Origin of the sequence: Longimycelium tulufanense, from assembly GCF_014645795.1 — a bacterium.
Taxonomy (GTDB): Bacteria; Actinomycetota; Actinomycetes; order Mycobacteriales; family Pseudonocardiaceae; genus Longimycelium; species Longimycelium tulufanense.
Genome location: NZ_BMMK01000026.1, coordinates 57320 through 73635, shown reverse-complemented (window position 1 = coordinate 73635; position 16316 = coordinate 57320). Strand labels below are relative to the sequence as shown.

General features: G+C 72.3%; 15 protein-coding genes. 4 read left to right on the top strand and 11 right to left on the bottom strand.

All coding sequences use genetic code 11. The annotated features are described in order from the left end of the window. Positions 1-76: 76 nt before the first annotated feature. From whiA to uvrC, 4 genes are read right to left on the bottom strand one after another with little or no spacing between them, the layout of a single operon-like run. On the bottom strand, positions 77-1063 hold the full coding sequence (gene whiA, locus IEY55_RS22980; RefSeq protein WP_189060609.1) for a DNA-binding protein WhiA: 987 nt from the start codon (positions 1061-1063) through the stop codon (positions 77-79). Next, positions 1054-2091: a gluconeogenesis factor YvcK family protein gene (locus tag IEY55_RS22975; RefSeq protein ID WP_189060634.1), complete on the bottom strand. Its 1038-nt coding sequence runs from the start codon at positions 2089-2091 to the stop codon at positions 1054-1056. Before IEY55_RS22975 ends, whiA begins: the two co-directional genes overlap by 10 nt. Positions 2092-2143: 52 nt before the next feature. Then, positions 2144-3001 carry an RNase adapter RapZ gene (rapZ, locus tag IEY55_RS22970; protein WP_189060633.1) on the bottom strand — a complete coding sequence of 286 codons (858 nt, stop codon included), beginning with the start codon at positions 2999-3001 and terminating at the stop codon, positions 2144-2146. A gap of 21 nt (positions 3002-3022) precedes the next feature. Beyond that, positions 3023-5014, bottom strand: a complete 1992-nt coding sequence (uvrC, locus tag IEY55_RS22965; protein WP_189060608.1) for an excinuclease ABC subunit UvrC — start codon at positions 5012-5014, stop codon at positions 3023-3025. Between the two features lie 430 nt (positions 5015-5444). On the opposite strand from uvrC, the gene IEY55_RS22960 reads away from it, so the two are divergent. Next, positions 5445-6935 carry a S8 family serine peptidase gene (locus IEY55_RS22960; protein WP_189060607.1) on the top strand — a complete coding sequence of 497 codons (1491 nt, stop codon included), beginning with the start codon at positions 5445-5447 and terminating at the stop codon, positions 6933-6935. Positions 6936-7210: 275 nt separating this feature from the next. Here the strand turns inward: IEY55_RS22960 and IEY55_RS22955 are convergent, their stop codons facing one another. Beyond that, positions 7211-7693: a hypothetical protein gene (locus tag IEY55_RS22955; protein ID WP_229686653.1), complete on the bottom strand. Its 483-nt coding sequence runs from the start codon at positions 7691-7693 to the stop codon at positions 7211-7213. A gap of 373 nt (positions 7694-8066) precedes the next feature. Between IEY55_RS22955 and IEY55_RS22950 the strand changes: the two genes are divergently transcribed. Together IEY55_RS22950 and IEY55_RS22945 are read left to right on the top strand one after the other, a co-directional pair. Next, on the top strand, positions 8067-9500 hold the full coding sequence (locus IEY55_RS22950) for a helix-turn-helix domain-containing protein (protein ID WP_229686652.1): 1434 nt from the start codon (positions 8067-8069) through the stop codon (positions 9498-9500). A 94-nt stretch (positions 9501-9594) separates the two neighbouring features. Next, positions 9595-10086, top strand: a complete 492-nt coding sequence (locus tag IEY55_RS22945) for a hypothetical protein (RefSeq protein ID WP_308424777.1) — start codon at positions 9595-9597, stop codon at positions 10084-10086. 59 nt (positions 10087-10145) lie between these two features. Here the strand turns inward: IEY55_RS22945 and IEY55_RS22940 are convergent, their stop codons facing one another. Further along, positions 10146-10961, bottom strand: coding sequence for an alpha/beta fold hydrolase (locus IEY55_RS22940; protein WP_189060604.1), 816 nt, complete (start codon positions 10959-10961; stop codon positions 10146-10148). A gap of 97 nt (positions 10962-11058) precedes the next feature. Continuing rightward, positions 11059-12063 (bottom strand): beta/alpha barrel domain-containing protein, encoded by a 1005-nt coding sequence (locus tag IEY55_RS22935; protein WP_229686651.1) that lies wholly within the window; start codon positions 12061-12063, stop codon positions 11059-11061. 438 nt (positions 12064-12501) lie between these two features. Here IEY55_RS22935 and IEY55_RS22930 point away from each other — a divergent pair, with 438 nt between their 5' ends. Continuing rightward, complete coding sequence (locus tag IEY55_RS22930) at positions 12502-13479, top strand: anti-sigma factor RsbA family regulatory protein (RefSeq protein WP_189060602.1); 978 nt, start codon at positions 12502-12504, stop codon at positions 13477-13479. On the opposite strand, the gene IEY55_RS22925 is transcribed toward IEY55_RS22930, so the two are convergent. The 4 genes from IEY55_RS22925 to IEY55_RS22910 are packed head-to-tail and all read right to left on the bottom strand — an operon-like array spanning position 13462 to position 16314. Then, complete coding sequence (locus IEY55_RS22925) at positions 13462-13908, bottom strand: PH domain-containing protein (protein ID WP_189060601.1); 447 nt, start codon at positions 13906-13908, stop codon at positions 13462-13464. The genes IEY55_RS22930 and IEY55_RS22925 overlap by 18 nt on opposite strands. Further along, positions 13905-14396, bottom strand: a complete 492-nt coding sequence (ribH, locus tag IEY55_RS22920; RefSeq protein WP_189060600.1) for a 6,7-dimethyl-8-ribityllumazine synthase — start codon at positions 14394-14396, stop codon at positions 13905-13907. The genes IEY55_RS22925 and ribH overlap by 4 nt, the downstream gene beginning before the upstream one ends. Continuing rightward, positions 14393-15658: a bifunctional 3,4-dihydroxy-2-butanone-4-phosphate synthase/GTP cyclohydrolase II gene (locus tag IEY55_RS22915; protein WP_189060599.1), complete on the bottom strand. Its 1266-nt coding sequence runs from the start codon at positions 15656-15658 to the stop codon at positions 14393-14395. Before IEY55_RS22915 ends, ribH begins: the two co-directional genes overlap by 4 nt. Next, on the bottom strand, positions 15655-16314 hold the full coding sequence (locus IEY55_RS22910; RefSeq protein ID WP_189060598.1) for a riboflavin synthase: 660 nt from the start codon (positions 16312-16314) through the stop codon (positions 15655-15657). Before IEY55_RS22910 ends, IEY55_RS22915 begins: the two co-directional genes overlap by 4 nt. Positions 16315-16316: the final 2 nt, after the last annotated feature.

The following is a 16316-nucleotide window of genomic DNA, read 5'->3' as shown; positions in this document are numbered from 1 at the left end:
GCACCCCCGGTGACCTGATCAAGAAGGAGCCGAGCTCAACGATCTCCGTTGCACCGGCGGGGAATCGAGGTCCGCCTCATACCTCGGCCTCGAGCATCTCCGGGGTGACCGCGGACTCGGTGTCGGGCACGCCCAGCTCGCGGGCGCGCTTGTCGGCCATGGCCAGCAGCCGGCGGATCCGGCCGGCCACCGCGTCCTTGGTCATCGGCGGATCGGCCAGCTGCCCCAGCTCCTCCAGCGACGCCTGCCGGTGGGTGAGCCGCAGTTGCCCGGCCGCAGCCAGGTGGTCCGGTGCCTGGTCGCCGAGGATCTCCAGGGCGCGGCCCACCCGGGCCGCCGCCGCGACCGCGGCCCGCGCCGAGCGCCGCAGGTTGGCGTCGTCGAAGTTGGCCAGCCGGTTGGCGGTCGCCCGCACCTCGCGCCGCATCCGGCGCTCCTCCCAGGCCAGCACGCTGGAGTGCGCTCCCAGCCGGGTCAGCAGCGCGCCGATCGCGTCGCCGTCGCGCACCACCACCCGGTCCGCACCACGCACCTCCCGCGACTTGGCCTGGATCCCCAGCCGCCGCGCCGCGCCCACCAGCGCCAACGCCGCCTCCGGTCCGGGGCAGGTCACCTCCATCGCGCTGGAGCGCCCGGGCTCGGTCAGCGAGCCGTGCGCCAGGAACGCGCCCCGCCAGGCCGCCTCGGCGTCGCACACCCCGCCCGACACCACGTGCGCCGGCAGGCCGCGCACCGGCCGGCCCCGCGGGTCGAGCAGGCCGGTCTGCCGGGCCAGGCCCTCCCCGTCCTTGACCACGCGCACCACGTACCGGGTGCCCTTGCGCAGGCCCCCGGAGGTGATCACGTGCACGTCCGAGGTGTGCCCGAACAGCTCGTGGATCTCCTTGCGCAGCCGCCGCGCCGTCGATCCCGTGTCCAACTCGGCCTCGACCACGACCCGCCCGGCGACGATGTGCAGGCCGCCGGCGAACCGCAGCAGCGAGGACACCTCGGCGCGACGGCAGCAGGTCTTGGTCACGGTCAGGCGGCTCAGCTCGTCCTTGACCGCTGAGGTCATCGCCACGGGGTGTCTTCCTCTCCTTCGGCGGTAACGGCGGCGGGGCTGGGCCCGGATAACGGGGGCGCGTCGTCGGCGCCCGGCGCGTCCGGGCCGATGCCGAAGGCCCGGTGCAGGGCCACCGCCAACGCCTCCGGATCGTGGCGTGCCGCGCTCCCGGGCGCGGTCACCGGAGCAAACACGGTACGTCCACCCAGCTCCGCGGCCGCCCGCCGCAGCCGGTCCGGGGTGGGCGCCGAGGACCGGTCGGCCACCACCGCGTCCACGCGGAGCCGGGGCGCGTGCCCGGCCAGCACGTGCAGGTGCTGCTCCGGGGAGAACCCGGCGGTCTCCCCCGGCTGCGGCGCCAGGTTCAGCACGACCACCCGGCGCGCCGCGGTCTCGACCAACGCGTCCTGTAGCTCCGGGACCATCAGGTGCGGCAGCACGCTGGTGAACCACGAGCCGGGGCCCAACAACACGACGTCGGCGTCGAGCACCGCGCGCACCGCCTCCGGGCAGGCGCGCGGTACGGCGCCGGGGTCGTCGGCACGCAGGAGCCGCACGCGCTGCACCTGCCCCGGTGTGGTCGCCACCGCGACCTGCCCGCGGATCCGACGCACGGCGGCCGCGTCCTCGTCCAGCCCGGTCACGTCGGCCTCGATGTCCAGCGGCTCCCGGGACATCGGTAGCACCCGGCCACGCACACCGAGCAGGCGACGTGCCTCGTCGAGCACCGCCACCGGGTCGCCGAGCACCTCCAGCAAACCGGCCAACACCAGGTTGCCCACGGCGTGGCCGGCCAGTGCACCGCTCCCGCCGAACCGGTGCTGGAAGACCCGCGACCACAGCTGCCCGTTGCCGTCATCGGCCAGTGCGGCGAGGGCTTTGCGCAGGTCGCCGGGTGGTAGCAGGTTCAGCTCGCGGCGCAGCCGGCCGGACGAGCCACCGTCGTCGGCCACGGTCACGACCGCGGTGACGTCGTCGGTGATGCGGCGCAACGCGCCGAGCGTCGCCTGCAGGCCGTGCCCGCCGCCGAGCGCCACCGCCCGCAGTTGCCCGTCCGTCCCACCGCGGCGCTTGTCGCCGTTCCTCACTCGCGGTTCCTCACTCGCGCCCCAGGTCGCGGTGTACGACCTTGACCGCCATTCCGTCCTCCGTGGCCAACCGGCCGGCCAGTTCCTCCGAGATCGCCACACTGCGGTGCTTACCACCGGTGCACCCGACGGCGAGCGTCAGGTACCGCTTGCCCTCCCTGCGGTAGCCGGCGCCGATGAGCCGCAGCAGCTCGTGGTAGCGGTCCAGGAACTCCTCCGCGCCCTCCTGGGAGAGCACGTAGTTGCGGACCTCCTCGTCCAGGCCGCTCTGCTCGCGCAGCTCAGGGATCCAGAACGGGTTGGGCAGGAACCGCACGTCCATGACGAGGTCGGCGTCCATGGGCAGCCCGTACTTGTAGCCGAAGGACAGCACGGTCACCCGGGTGCGGGTACTGGCCTCGCTGCCGAAAGTGTCCTCGATCTTGGCCCGCAACTGGTGCACGGACAGGCCGCTGGTGTCCAGCACCAGGTCGGCCTCCTCGCGCAGCGGCGCCAGCAGCTTGCGCTCGGCGTCGATGCCGTCGGCCAGCCGACCCTCGGCCTGCAGCGGGTGGCTGCGCTTGACCGACTCGAAGCGGCGGATGAGCACCGCGTCGGTGGCCTCCAGGAACAACACCTTGGGCTTGTAGCCGCGTGCGTCCAGGTCCTTGATCACCGCGGCCAGGTCCGCGGTGAACGCCCGGCTGCGCACGTCCATCACCACCGCGACCCGGGTGATGGCACCCCTGGAGGTGGCGCCCAGCTCCACCATGGTCGAGATCAGCTCCGGTGGCAGGTTGTCCACCACGAACCAGCCCAGGTCCTCCAGGCACTTGGCCGCGGTGCTGCGCCCGGCGCCGGACAGCCCCGACACCACGGCGACCTCGATGCCCGCCTTCTCCCCGCTCACTCACCCTCCCGGTTCCGCCCGGCCGCCTCCGGCCGGGCCCGAGCTCGCTTGCTGCGTGTCGCCGCCCGCCCCACCGAGGGCGGCGAGCACGGCTTCCGCGGTTCGCCGGCCCACCCCGGGAACCGCGCTGATCTCGTCAACGCTGGCCTGCCTCAGCTTGCGCACCGACCCGAAGTGCCGGAGCAGGGCCGCGCGGCGCGCCTCCCCCAGGCCGGGGACGTCGTCCAGCGCCGAGGTCGTCATCCGCTTCGACCGCTTCTGCCGGTGGTAGCTGATGGCGAACCGGTGCGCCTCGTCGCGCACCCGCTGCAGCAGGTACAGCGCCTCGCTGGTGCGGGGCAGGATGACCGGGTCGGCTTCCCCGGGCACCCAGACCTCCTCCAGCCGCTTGGCCAGTCCCACCACGGCGACGTCGGTGACGCCGAGGTCGGCCAGGACGTCGGCGGCCGCCTCCACCTGCGGCGCACCGCCGTCCACCACGAGCAGGTTGGGTGGGTACGCAAACTTGCGCGGCCGTCCGGTCTCCGGGTCCAGGCCGGCGCGACCACCGCTGTCGGTCCCCTCGGTCTGGTGAAGGTAGGCGGTGAAGCGGCGTCGTACGACCTCGGCGATCGAGCCTACGTCACCGCGCTCCGCGCCCTCGCGGATGGCGAAGCGACGGTACTCCGACTTGCGCGGCAGCCCGTCCTCGAACACCACGAGCGAGGCGACGACATCGCTGCCCTGGACGTGGCTGACGTCCACACACTCGATGCGCAAGGGTGCGGTTTCCAGCCCCAGCGCGTCCTGCAGCTCCTGCAGGGCAGCGGAGCGGGCGGTCAGGTCGCCGGCCCGGCGGAGCTTGTGCTGGGCGAACGCCTCGGTGGCGTTGCGAGCCACCGTCTCCAGCAGCGCCCGCTTGTCCCCGCGCTGCGGAACCCGGAGGCTGACCCGGCCGCCGCGCAGCTCCTCCAGCCACGCGGTGAGGGTGTCGACGTCCGCGGGCAGCTCGGGCACCAGTACCTCACGCGGCACCGGGCTGGACCCGCCGGTGTCGGACTGCTCGGCGAGGGTGGCCTGCTCGCCGTAGAACTGGGCGAGGAACTGGGCGACCAGGCCGGGGGTGTCGACCTCCTCGACCTTGTCGATCACCCAGCCGCGTTGGCCGCGCACCCGGCCGTCACGCACGTGGAACACCTGGACGGCGGCGGCCAGCTCGTCCTGGGCGAAGGCGACGACGTCGGCATCCGTCCCGTCGCCGAGCACGACGGCCTGCTTCTCCATCGCCCGGCGCAGCGCACCGATGTCGTCGCGCAGCCGGGCGGCTCGCTCGAACTCCAGCGCCTCGGACGCCTCGGCCATCTCCCGTTCCAGGCGACGCACCATCCGGTCGGTACGGCCACCGAGGAAGTCGCAGAAGTCCTCGACGATGTCCCGGTGCTGCTCGGCGGTGACCCGCCCGACGCACGGCGCGGAGCACTTGTCGATGTAGCCGAGCAGGCAGGGCCGGCCCATCTGGTGGTGCCGCTTGAACACCCCGGCCGAGCAGGTGCGGGACGGGAACACGCGCAGCAGGAGGTCCAACGTCTCGCGGATGGCCCAGGCGTGCGCGTACGGGCCGAAGTAGCGGACGCCGCGGCGCCGCGGGCCGCGGTAGACGTGCCACCGCGGGAACTCCTCGTGCAGCGTGACCGCCAGCACCGGGTAGGACTTGTCGTCGCGGTAGCGGACGTTGAACCTGGGGTCGAACTCCTTGATCCAGGAGTACTCCAGCTGCAGGGCCTCGACCTCGGTGGACACCACGGTCCACTCCACCGCGGCGGCCGTGGTGACCATCTGCCGGGTGCGCGGGTGCAGCGTGGCCAGGTCGGCGAAGTAGGAGGAGAGCCGACCGCGCAGGCTCTTGGCCTTCCCGACGTAGATCACCCGGCCGGCCGCGTCGCGGAACTTGTACACGCCTGGCGCGTCGGGGATGGTGCCGGGCGCGGGGCGGTAGGTCGACGGGTCGGCCACGCCTTCAGCCTACGGCGGAGGGCTGTCATCCATCGCTCGGTGGGGGTCTTCCACCGATCTTGGGAGGCACTCGCGGGCGGTGGGAGTCCGCCCTGCTGCGGCGAGTCGTGCGTCGCTCACGCTGGTCAGCCGTATCGCCCGCACCGGGTCCGTTTCGTCGGGAATCCCTGTCGTCGCCTTTTCGTGTTCTTTCTTCTGCTCCGCGCTGCAGCCTCCCTCGTGGGTTACTTACGGTCAGAGGGTTCTGAAGCGTGAGAACTTCACCAGGACAGGGACCGTGCCCGCCCCCGGCGCCCACCGCCGGCCGTCCCCGCGGCTGGCGTCAGGGCTGCCGCCACCGGCGGGAGTGTTCGAGTCCCGGCCCGGTTCGACGAGGCCACCGCACACCGCCCCTCGATGCCAGCTCGCGCCGGGAGAGGGAGACCGTGCCATGCCGAAGCTCACCAGCGCCGCCGCCGGTGCCGCCGCGGCCGTGATCGCGACCTTGTTCGTGCCCCTCGGTGTCCCCTCAGCGACCCCGGAGCCGACCGACGGGAAGGTGTACACCGACGGTCTCGACGCCGAGAGGCCGTTCGACGGCTTCATCGTCAAGTACCGCGAGCAGAGCCCGGCGGCCGCAGGGGATCTCCGAGCCGCACAGGAGGCGCTCCCCGCCAACAGCAGGGTGCCGCTGTCCGCGGTGGTCCCGCTCTCCTTGCGTCGCGTACTGGTCCGGGGCGCCGGCCCGCTCGGGCGCGCTGACGCGGTGCGCGCGATGCGGGAGATCGCGCGGCATCAGGATGTCGAGCTGGTCGAGCCGAACTTCCGGGTGCCGCCGCCGTCCCCGTGGGATGTGGCTGCGCGACAGTTCCCCAACGATCCCCTCTACCCGTGGCAGTGGCACTACCACGAGGTGAGCCTCGAACCCGCGGCGCTCAACCTGCCGCCGGCGTGGGCCGATGGGTTGTTGGGGCGTGACGTGACGGTCGCGGTGGTGGACACGGGCCGGACCCGCCACCCGGACCTGGACGCCAAGATGGTGTCGGGTTACGACTTCGTCTCCGACCCCAAGATGGCCCGCGACGGTGACGGGCGCGATCCCGACCCGTCCGACGAGGGCGACTGGCACGCGCCCAGGGAGTGCAGCCCGGACGACCCGGGTGCCCCGAGCAGCTGGCACGGTACCCATGTCGCGGGAACGGTCGGGGCCGTGACGAACGACGGCTTCGGGGTGGCGGGGGTGGCACCGGAGGCCCGGATCCAGCACCTGCGGGTGCTCGGGTTGTGCGGTGGGACGGACGCCGACGTCGCCGACGCGATCGTGTGGGCAGCCGGGGGAAAGGTGCCCGACGTGCCCAGGAACCCCGACCCGGCGGACGTGATCAACCTCAGCCTCGGTGGGAACGGGGCCTGCCCGCCGATGATGAACGAGGCACTTCGATTCGCCGCGCAACGGGACATGGTGTCGGTGGTGGCGGCGGGCAACAGCAATACCCCGATCACCAACTCGTCGCCCGCCAACTGCCCCGCGCGGAAAATCGTCGTGGCGGCGTTGAACCGGGTGGGGGACAAAGCGTCCTACTCCAACTTCGGGGCGCGCGGGCAGGGTGTCGACGTTGCGGCTCCCGGCGGGGAGACCGCTGAGGACCCACGCAACGGGGTGCTGTCGACGCTGAACACCGGCGAGACCACGCCGAAGGCCCCGGCCTGGGCGTACTACCAGGGCACGAGCATGGCGACACCGCACGTGGCCGGGCTCGCGGCGTTGTTGCTCGAGCGCTGGCCCGGCTTCCTGGTCAAGGACATCATCGAGGACTCGGTCCGTCCCATCCCGGGCTCGTGCGGGCCGGCATTCCTGCGGCAGTGCGGGGTGGGTCTGGCCGACGCGGGACGGGCCGCCGAGTGGCCGGCCCTACCGTCGAGCCCGGAACCCCAGCCCTGACGGACCCACCTCCCGCACCGGGGCCTCGCTTTCGCGACGGGACCGCCGACCCATAGGAACGTCGCGGGTCACGACGCACAGAACGCGATCGGCGCCCCGCGAACAACGGCGTGTTCCAGGCCGCGAAGAAGGCGGGAAATCGCGTCGGGTCCCGGGCGGGCGGCATGGCAGGGACCCGCCGGGTCCGGGGTCCCGGCGGGAGCCGGTTCGGCCACACCACACCTCGTGCTCCCGCCGGATCCGGCTCGGCGGCCGGCGGGGAGCCGAGGGCGTGCTCACCGTTCGGTGGCGACCATCCGGGCGATCGCCAACACCGCGGTGAACGGCGGGAACCACCGCCGGCTGGGCGTGGGCGGGTTGGCCCAGCGCACCGGCCCGTGGGTGGTCTGCGTCGGCGGCAGCAGCACCTGGTGCGGGGCACGCACGAACTGCACCTCGAAGGGGCTGGTCAGCTGGGTCGGCAGCAGGGCAACCAGCTCGGCGAGGAACACCCAGCGCGGCTGTGGCCCGGGTAGGGCCAGCACCGGCCCGGCGAGCATGCGGGCCTTCAGGCCGGCCAGCACGCCCTGCCCGAGGTGCTCGGGCATCGTCAGGGCGGTGCTCGCCGGGCTCAGCGGCAGCAGGATGCCGTTGTCGCTGACGACTACCGGCCATCCCATCAACCGCGCGTAGCTCGCCGCGACATCGGCCAAGCCGCGCTCCATGCCGGACTCCTCCGGCGTCACCGTGCTCTCGACGGCACTGGTTGCGCTCCGCATCATGGGCACCTTCCCGGTGTGGGAGTCAGGTGGTGGTCGGCGGCCGGTGACCGACAGGTCTTCCCGATCACCGTCCGCCGGCGCACAGCGTGCGCCGCAGCGGTCGCCCGTTCCACACGTCGGGTGGGTGCGTCCGATACACGGGACGCATCGCCGCCGGACCCAGCCTGGGCTGCGTTTCATGCACGACATGCATGGACACCCCCTGAGCAGTGCTTACACTGCGTACACGATCAGTTACGGGGGCAGCGCCATGCAACCGATCGGATTACCAAGGTCCAGCGCCAAGCGCGTCTGCCCGTGTGGAGCACTGATCGCCGCGGACAACCCGGACCGGCTGTGTCACCGGTGCCGGCGAAACGCGCGCCCCGAAGTGGGCGGCCCACCGAAGCTCCCGGACTCGTTCTGGGACCACCCCGCCCTCGCCGAGGCGTTCGCGGACCAGGACATGGGTGCGCTGCTCGCCGCCTACCGCCACCACCCGCACCACGTCCACCGGATCACCCAGGACCGGCTGGCCGCCTGGTTGGGCATCAGCCAGGCCCAGCTGTCGAGGTACGAGAACGGCCAGAACCCGATCGACCGGATGGACAAGCTGCGGCACTTCGCCGAGGTGCTCGGCATCCCGGCGGAGAAGTTGTGGTTCGACCGGGCGGGGGCGCCCCGTCCGGACGAGGTCTCCGCCGCGGACGTCCCCGACGTGCTCGGTGCGCCGTGGGACGCGCCGAACGTTGCTCGATCGGTCGAGGAGACGACGAGGAGCGACTTGGCGATCAGCAGACGTGCGGCGCTCACCGGAGCGGCCGCGGTGGCGGTGGGACCGGTCCTGGTGGAGTCGATGCAGCGGTGGCTCAACCCGTTGCAGCCGCTGGCCAGGTGGGCCGCGGGACCGGTGATCAACGAGGACGAGCTGGCCGCGTTGCAACGGGTCGCGGCCGGCCTGCGGGACTGGAGCCTGCGCGGCGGGCTGGGCCTGGCCCGCAAGGCGGTGCTCGGCCAGCTCAACGAGCTGGCCGACCGGCTGCGCCGGGCCCCGGCCGGGCCGACCACGGAGCGGGCGTTCTTCGTGGGCGCCGAGCTGTCCAAGATCGTGGCGACGATGTCGTGGGACGCCGGGATGCACCACGCGGCGCAGCGGTACTACGTGCTGGCCGTGCGGATGGCCAAGGCCGGCCGCAACGACCCGTTCGCGGCCTGCTGCCTGGCCGCGATGGCCCGGCAGATGTTCGACCTGGGCCGGCCCGAGGACGGGCTGGAGCTGGTGCAGCTGGGCCAGTACGGGACGCGGCGCACGGCCACCCCGACGTTGCGGGCGTTGCTGCTCACCCGGGAGGCGTGGGCGTATGCACAGATGGGCCGGGTCGCGGAGTTCCACCGGGCGGTGGGGTTGGCGCAGGAGTGCTTCGCCGCCCGCGATCCCGCGGCCGAACCGGTATGGCTGGACAACTTCGACGAGGCGGAGCTGGAGGGCGTGATCGGGGCCAGGATGCGCGACCTGGCCCGACACGATCCGCGGCAGGCGCGGCTGGCGGCGCCGCACATCCACCGGGCGCTGGCCCTGCGCCACCCGGCCAAGGTCCGCAACCGCGCCTTCGACGTGATCGGGCTGGCCAGGACCCGCGTCGTGATGGGCGAGCCGGAGGGCGCCTGCGAGCTGGTCCAGGGCGTGCTGCCCACGGCGGCGAAGCTGCGTTCGGGACGGGTGCTGCGCAAGCTGCAGGACTTCTCCCGGGAGACGAGTCGCTATCGCCAGGTGGCGGCGGTGCGCGAGACCCGGGACGCTATCCGCACCGTAGTTTCCGCATAGAGGCTCCGGGGGCGGCCCCGGACGAGCATTGAGTGGCCACGGGCCGACAACGTTGTCCGCGTTGTCGGCCCGTGGGGTCGGGAGGGTGTGGTTGGTGCGCGTCGGGATTACCGGACACTCCAACCTCGTGTCGGGCTGCCTGCCCGTCGTGCGTCGGGCGTTGCGGGACGCGTTGGCCGATCCGCCGACGCGGGAGCTGGTCGGGGTGAGCTGCCTCGCGCCCGGTGCCGATCAGGTCTTCGCCCGGGTCGTGCTGGATCTGGGCGGGCGGCTGGAGGCGGTCCTGCCGGCCAGCGACTACCGGTCCCGGCTGGCGCCGCGGCACCGGGCGGAGTTCGACTCGCTGGTGGCCGCGGCGTCGTCGGTGCGGGTGTTGCCGTTTCCCCGGTCCGAGCGGCGGGCGTATCTGGCGGCCAGCAAGGAAATGGTGTCGTCGGTCGACCGGGTGCTCGCGGTCTGGGACGGCCAGCCCGCCAGCGGCACCGGTGGCACCGCGGACGTGGTCGCCCACGCCCGGATCCGTGGCGTCCCGGTCCGGGTGGTCTGGCCGGCCGGCGCCACCCGCGACAGCGCCCGGTCCGGCTGACGCCCGGTTCCGGACCGAAGGTCCCGCCGCCCGGTCGTCCCGGCGGCGAGGTGCGCCGGCTAACCGACCCGGTCCAGCACCGCTTCCACGACGGCGTCGGGCCGCTCGTCGGGGATCCAGTGGCTCACCCCGGCCAGTTCCACGGCGCGATACGGACCGGTGACGTGGTCACCGCACCGCATCGCCCCGGCCGGACCGAGAGCGCGGTCCCCGTCGCTCCAGACATAGGTTGTCGGCACCTCGACCGGTGGCAGGCTGACCTCGTCCAGGTTGGACGCGCGGTACCAGTTCAGGGCGGCGGTCAGCGCCCCGGGTTCCCGCATGGCGGCCAGGTGGGGCGCGATCCGCTCGTCCGGGAGTGGATCGAAGGCCCGGCGCAGGACTTGGGCGTCATCGGCGAGAAGTTTCTCCTCGGCCTTGCCTTCCTGCCGGAAGAAGCTGATGTACCAGGACCGCTCCTGCTGGTCCGGGTCGTTGTGGTAGGCCCAGGAGAACGCGTTCGGATGGGGCACGGAAATCGCGACCAGGCTGCGCACCCGGTCCGGTTGGCCGATCGCGAGTGACCAGGCCACCACCGCACCCCAGTCGTGGCCGACCACGTGTGCCGACTGGATGTTCAGAGCGTCGAGGATGCCGAGGGCGTCACCGACGATGTGGTGCATCCGGTAGGCGTCGACGTCGGTGGGGCGGGCACCGGGCGAGTAACCACGCTGGTTCGGCGCGATGGTGCGCAGGCCGGCCCGGTTCAGTTCCGTCGTCACCAGATCCCAGGACTGCGCGGTCTCCGGGAAACCGTGCAGCAGTAACACGGGGTTTCCGTCTTCGGGGCCGCCGACGAGCACGTCGAAGGTGAGCTCTCCCAGGCGAATTTCCATGCCGGGCAACCTAGACCGGGTTTCCTCGCCCGTCGAGAAGGGCAGCTGGCGAAGCTGGTCCGCGGCCGACTGCTGCATGGCCGCGCAACCGGCCCGGTCAGCGGGGCGGCGGAGGGTATCGGTCGATCTTGTGGAGCAGGCGCCGGATCCGGAGACCGGCAAGTGGCGCGAGCGCGTAACCCAGGTGTGGGTGGGCGAACCAGCTGGCGCTGCCGAGGCTGACCGCGTCCGCACCGGCCCAGAAGAACTCCCGGCAGTCGTCGAACGTGCGGATGCCGCCGGTGCCGATGATCGGCAGGGTCACGCCCGCGTCCCGCAGCTCCGCGATCACTCGCAGCGCGATCGGCTTGATGGCCCGCCCGGACAGCCCGCCGAAGCGGTTCTTCAGCCACGGCTCCCCCGTCTCCGGGTCCAGCCGCAACGCCTTCACGGTGTTGATGGCGGTCAGCGCGGACACGCCATGCCGGGCGGCGAGCCGGGCGTGGGCGAGGTAGTCGTAGTCCGGGGAGAGCTTGAGGATCACCGGGTGGTTGCTGCGCGGCACGGCCTCGGCCAGCACCGACTCGATGATCTGGTTGAAGTCGAAGTTGACGTTGTGGCAGGAGACGTTGAACTCCACGGCCGCGATCTCGCCGGCCGGCACCGCCGCGTTGACCTTGTCGACCAGGGTCACGAACTCCTCGGTGGAGAACCCGCCGAGTGAAATGATCGTGCGCTGGTCGCGGGTGCGGGGGTAGTAGTCGCGCAGGTAGGCGTCGATGCCGACGTTGCACCAGCCGAAGGCGTTCAGCCAGCCGCCGTCGGTGTGCCGGAGCACCCGCAGGTACCGCCGTAGCAGGCCGGGAAGCTCGGTGAGCTTCCAGTCGTCCCGCACGGTGAAGTGGCCGTCGCGCGGCTCCACGGTGAGGGTGCGGGTGGTGACCGCACCGAACCTCGACAGCGGCACGAAGTTCGAGATCGGGCTCATTCCCCAGCGGAACACCGGCACGTTCGCGACGCCGTAGCCCAGCAGGCTGGACGAGGTCACCAGCCGGTTGCGCAGCAGAATGTCGCCGAGGCGCACCCCGTGCTCCCGATCCGCCGTCGCACCCGTGATCGCCACCATCACTCCCCTGCCCGTACCTGTACAGCCTTTCCATTGTCCCCCAGCCGCCGCTGTGTCCGGCCGCACACCCGCACGCCTGGCGGATCGTCCCTGGCGGATCGTCACGGTGCCGGCCCCGGCGCAGGGCATGCCAGCAGCCTCGCGCCACCTTCTTGGCCCGGTCCGGGCGTATTGATCAAGAAGGCTGGATAGTCTGCGGGAGACGTCCGCGGTACCTGGCTGTGGGAGGCGCCCGTGACAGTGGGGGCCAGCGAACATGCCTCGTGTCCACGACCCGGCGACCCGGGAGTCGCCGGACGGGGTCGTGGGCGAGTCGCTACGTGTCGCCGCGTCGCGAGGCGGGCGTGCTGTACCGCCGCCCCGGGCCCCGCGGTGAGCGGTTGACCTGGTCCGGCCGGTCGGGCTGGAGGCCGTCGTGATCGAGGAGGAGGCGTGATGGACGCCAGCTCCTCGGCGACCGACCGGTTCGTCCACCCGGCGTTGTTCTACCGGGACACCGTGGAGTACCTGGAGCACACCGTGCCCTTCGTCCGCGAGGGGTTGGCGGCGGGCGAGCCGGTGGCGGTGGCGGTGCCCCGGGGCAACCTGGAGCGGCTGCGCGCCGAGCTCGGCCGGGATGCCGAGCGGGTGCGGTTGATGGACATGGGTGAGGCCGGGCGCAACCCGGGCCGCATCATTCCCGGCGTGCTGCGGGCGTTCACCGACGCGCACCGGGGCAAGCGGGTACGGATCATCGGCGAGCCGATCTGGCCGAGCCGTTCCGACCTGGAGTACCCGGCCTGCGTACAGCACGAGGCATTGATCAACTTCGCCTTCGCCGGCCGGGACGTGACGATCCTGTGCCCCTACGACGCCGCGGGGCTGCACCCCCGGGTGCTGGCCGACGCCGAGGCGACCCACCCCACGCTGCTGGACGGCACGGGGCAGCGGGCCAGCGACTCCTACGCGCCGAAGGACATCGTCAACACCTACAACCGCCCTTTCCCGGAGCCGCCCGCGGCCGTGGCAATGACGGTCGGTGCCCTCCACCTCGCCCGGGCGCGGTACCTGGTGCGCGAGCGGGCCGGTGCGGCCGGGCTGACCGGGGACCGGGTCGCCGACCTCGAGCTGGTCGCCACGGAGCTGCTCGCCAACAGCATCGACCACGGCGGCGGTGTGGGAACCCTGCGGCTGTGGACCGCCGATACGTACCTGGTGTGCGAGGTCAGCGACCACGGGTGCATCACCGATCCGTTGGCGGGACGTATCCCCGTCCCGCCGAGCCGGGCCGGCGGTCGCGGCCTGTTGCTCGTCAACCACCTGTCCGACCTGGTCCGCCTGCACACCGGCGCGGGTGGGACGACGGTGCGGGCATATTTCCGGCTTCCGCGGCCACAACGCGGGGCCGGCGGAGGGTCAGTCCTGGACGGCTGAACGGTGCAGCTCGCGCAGCGCCCGCATCGCCTGGACCGCGTGGTGCCCGTCGGCGGACTGGATGGCCATCATCGGCACGTACTCGTCGTCGGGCAGCTCCAGCCGGGCCCAGGACGAGCCGTCCGGGAAGCTCACCGCGCGCACCAGCGACCACGGGTAGCGCTGGGTGTTGACGAGGTTGCGGACCTCCACACCTTCGGCGTCGGCCCGCACCCGCGGCCGGGCGAACAACATCGCGCCGGCCGCGAGCAACACCCCTACGCCGACCATGGCGACCTGGTCGGAGGTGCGGAAGTAGACGCCGGTCGGGGTGTTGCGCAGCAGCAGGGCGACCACGGTGAACACGACGAGCAGGAGCAGCGCGGCCCCGCTGGCCACCACCCGCACCCGCCGCGGCCGTACCACGAGGCGCGACGCCGTCCCGCTCATCGGTTCGCCTCCGCCCCCGACCGCAGCCCCCGGAGCACGAGCGCCGAGTCCAGGGCCGCCACGCACGCCTCGAAACCCTTGTCCTCCACCGAGTCGGGCAGGCCGCAGCGGGCCAGCGCCTGGTCCTCGGTGTCACAGGTCAGCACGCCGTTGCCGATCGGTGTCGACTCGTCCAGGCCCACCCGGGTGAGCCCGGCGATCATCGCGTCGCAGACGTACTCGAAGTGCGGGGTGCCACCACGGATCACCACGCCCAGCGCGACCACCGCGTCGTGCCGGCGCGCCAGCTCCTGGCACACCACCGGCAGCTCCATCGCACCCGGCACCCGGACAACGGTGGGCCGGGAGATCCCGGCCGCCTTCGCGGCGGCCAACGCGCGCTCCAGCAGGGTGTCGGTGATCCTGGGGTGCCATCGGGTCGCGGCGACGGCCAGGCGCAGCCCCGAGCAGTCCGGAAGGTCGAGATCGGGACGGCCCTCGCCGCTCATGCGGTGGCTCCTCCTCCGGTCCTGGGCACGCCGTCGGTGCCGTCCTGCTCCAGGTGATGCAGATCGTGTCCCATCCGGTCCCGTTTGGTCCGCAGGTACCGCAGGTTCTCCGGGTTCGGGCGGACGGGCAGCGGAACGCGGCCGGACACGGCCAAACCATAGCCTTCCAGGCCGACCCGCTTGGCGGGGTTGTTGGTGAGCAGCCGCATCGACCGCACGCCCAGGTCGGCAAGGATCTGCGCGCCGGTGCCGTAGTCGCGGGCGTCGGCCGGCATGCCCAGCGCCAGGTTGGCTTCCACCGTGTCGTGCCCGGTGTCCTGCAACTGGTACGCCTGCAGCTTATGCATCAGGCCGATGCCGCGGCCCTCGTGGCCGCGGATGTAGAGCACGATGCCCCGGCCCTCCTCGGCGACCCGTTCCAGCGCGGCGTCCAGCTGCGGCCCGCAGTCGCAGCGCAGCGAACCGAACACGTCGCCGGTTAGGCACTCCGAGTGCACCCGGACGAGGATGTCCTCGCCGTCGCCGACCTCCCCGTAGACCATGGCGATGTGCTCGATGCCGTCGAGCAGGCTGTCGTAGCCGATGGCACGGAAGGTGCCGTGCCGGGTGGGGATGCGTGCCTCGGCCACCCGCTCGACCTGCTTCTCGAACCGCCGGCGGTAGGCGATGAGGTCGGCGATGGTGATGAGCCTGAGGTCGTGGTCGGCGGCGAAGACGGCCAGCTCGTCGCGCCGGGCCATCTCACCGGGCACCTTCTCGCTGACGATCTCGCACAGCGCACCGGCCGGGCGCAGCCCGGCGATCCGGGCCAGGTCGACGGCTGCCTCGGTGTGGCCGGCGCGGCGCAGCACACCACCTTCCTTGGCCCGCAGCGGCACCACGTGGCCGGGGCGGACGAAGTCGGCGGCGGTGGCGTCGGAGTCGGCGAGCAGGCGCATGGTGTGAGCGCGGTCGGCGGCCGAGATGCCGGTGGACACGCCTTCCTTGGCGTCGACGGTCACGGTGTAGGCCGTGCCGCGCCGGTCCTGGTTGGTGTGGTACATCGGCGGCAGGTCCAGCCGGACGCAGTCCTCCTCGGTCAGCGCCACGCAGATGTAGCCCGAGGTGTAGCGGACCATGAAGGCGAGCAGCTCGGGGGTGGCCTTCTCCGCCGCGAAGATCAGGTCACCCTCGTTCTCCCGGCTCTCGTCGTCGACCACGACGACCGGCTTGCCGGCCGCGACGTCCGCCAGCGCGTCCTCGATGGTGTCGAAGTCGGTCACCGAGCCTCCTCGCTCCCGCCAACCCTTGGGCCATTGTCCCCCGCCCGCGCGGGATCGATGGTTGAGAGGTGTGGCACAGCCAGCCGCTCCACGTACTTCGCCAACACGTCGACCTCGAGGTTGACCAGGTCACCGGGCTGGCGCAGGCCGAGCGTGGTCAGCTCTAGGGTGGTCGGAATGAGGCTCACCGTGAATTCGGAGTCACCGACCTCGACCACGGTCAGTGACACCCCGTCCACGGCGATGGAGCCCTTCTCCACCACGTAGCGCGCCAGCCGGTCCGGCATCCCGATCCGCATCAGCTCCCAGTGCTCGGCGGGCTCGCGGGACCACACCACGCCGGTGCCGTCGACGTGGCCCTGCACGATGTGGCCGCCGAGGCGCTGGCCGACGGCGGCGGCCCGCTCCAGGTTCACCGGGTCGCCGGCACCGACCTTGGCCAGGCTGCTGCGACGCAGCGTCTCGGCCATCACGTCGGCGGTGAACGCACCGCCGGCGACGTCCACGACCGTCAGGCACACGCCGTTGACGGCGATCGAGTCGCCGTGCTTGGCGTCGACGGTGACCAGCGGTCCGGAAACGGTCAGCCGGGCCGCGTCCGGTAGCTGCTCGACGGCGAGCACCTCGCCGCGTTCCTCCACGATCCCGGTGAACACCC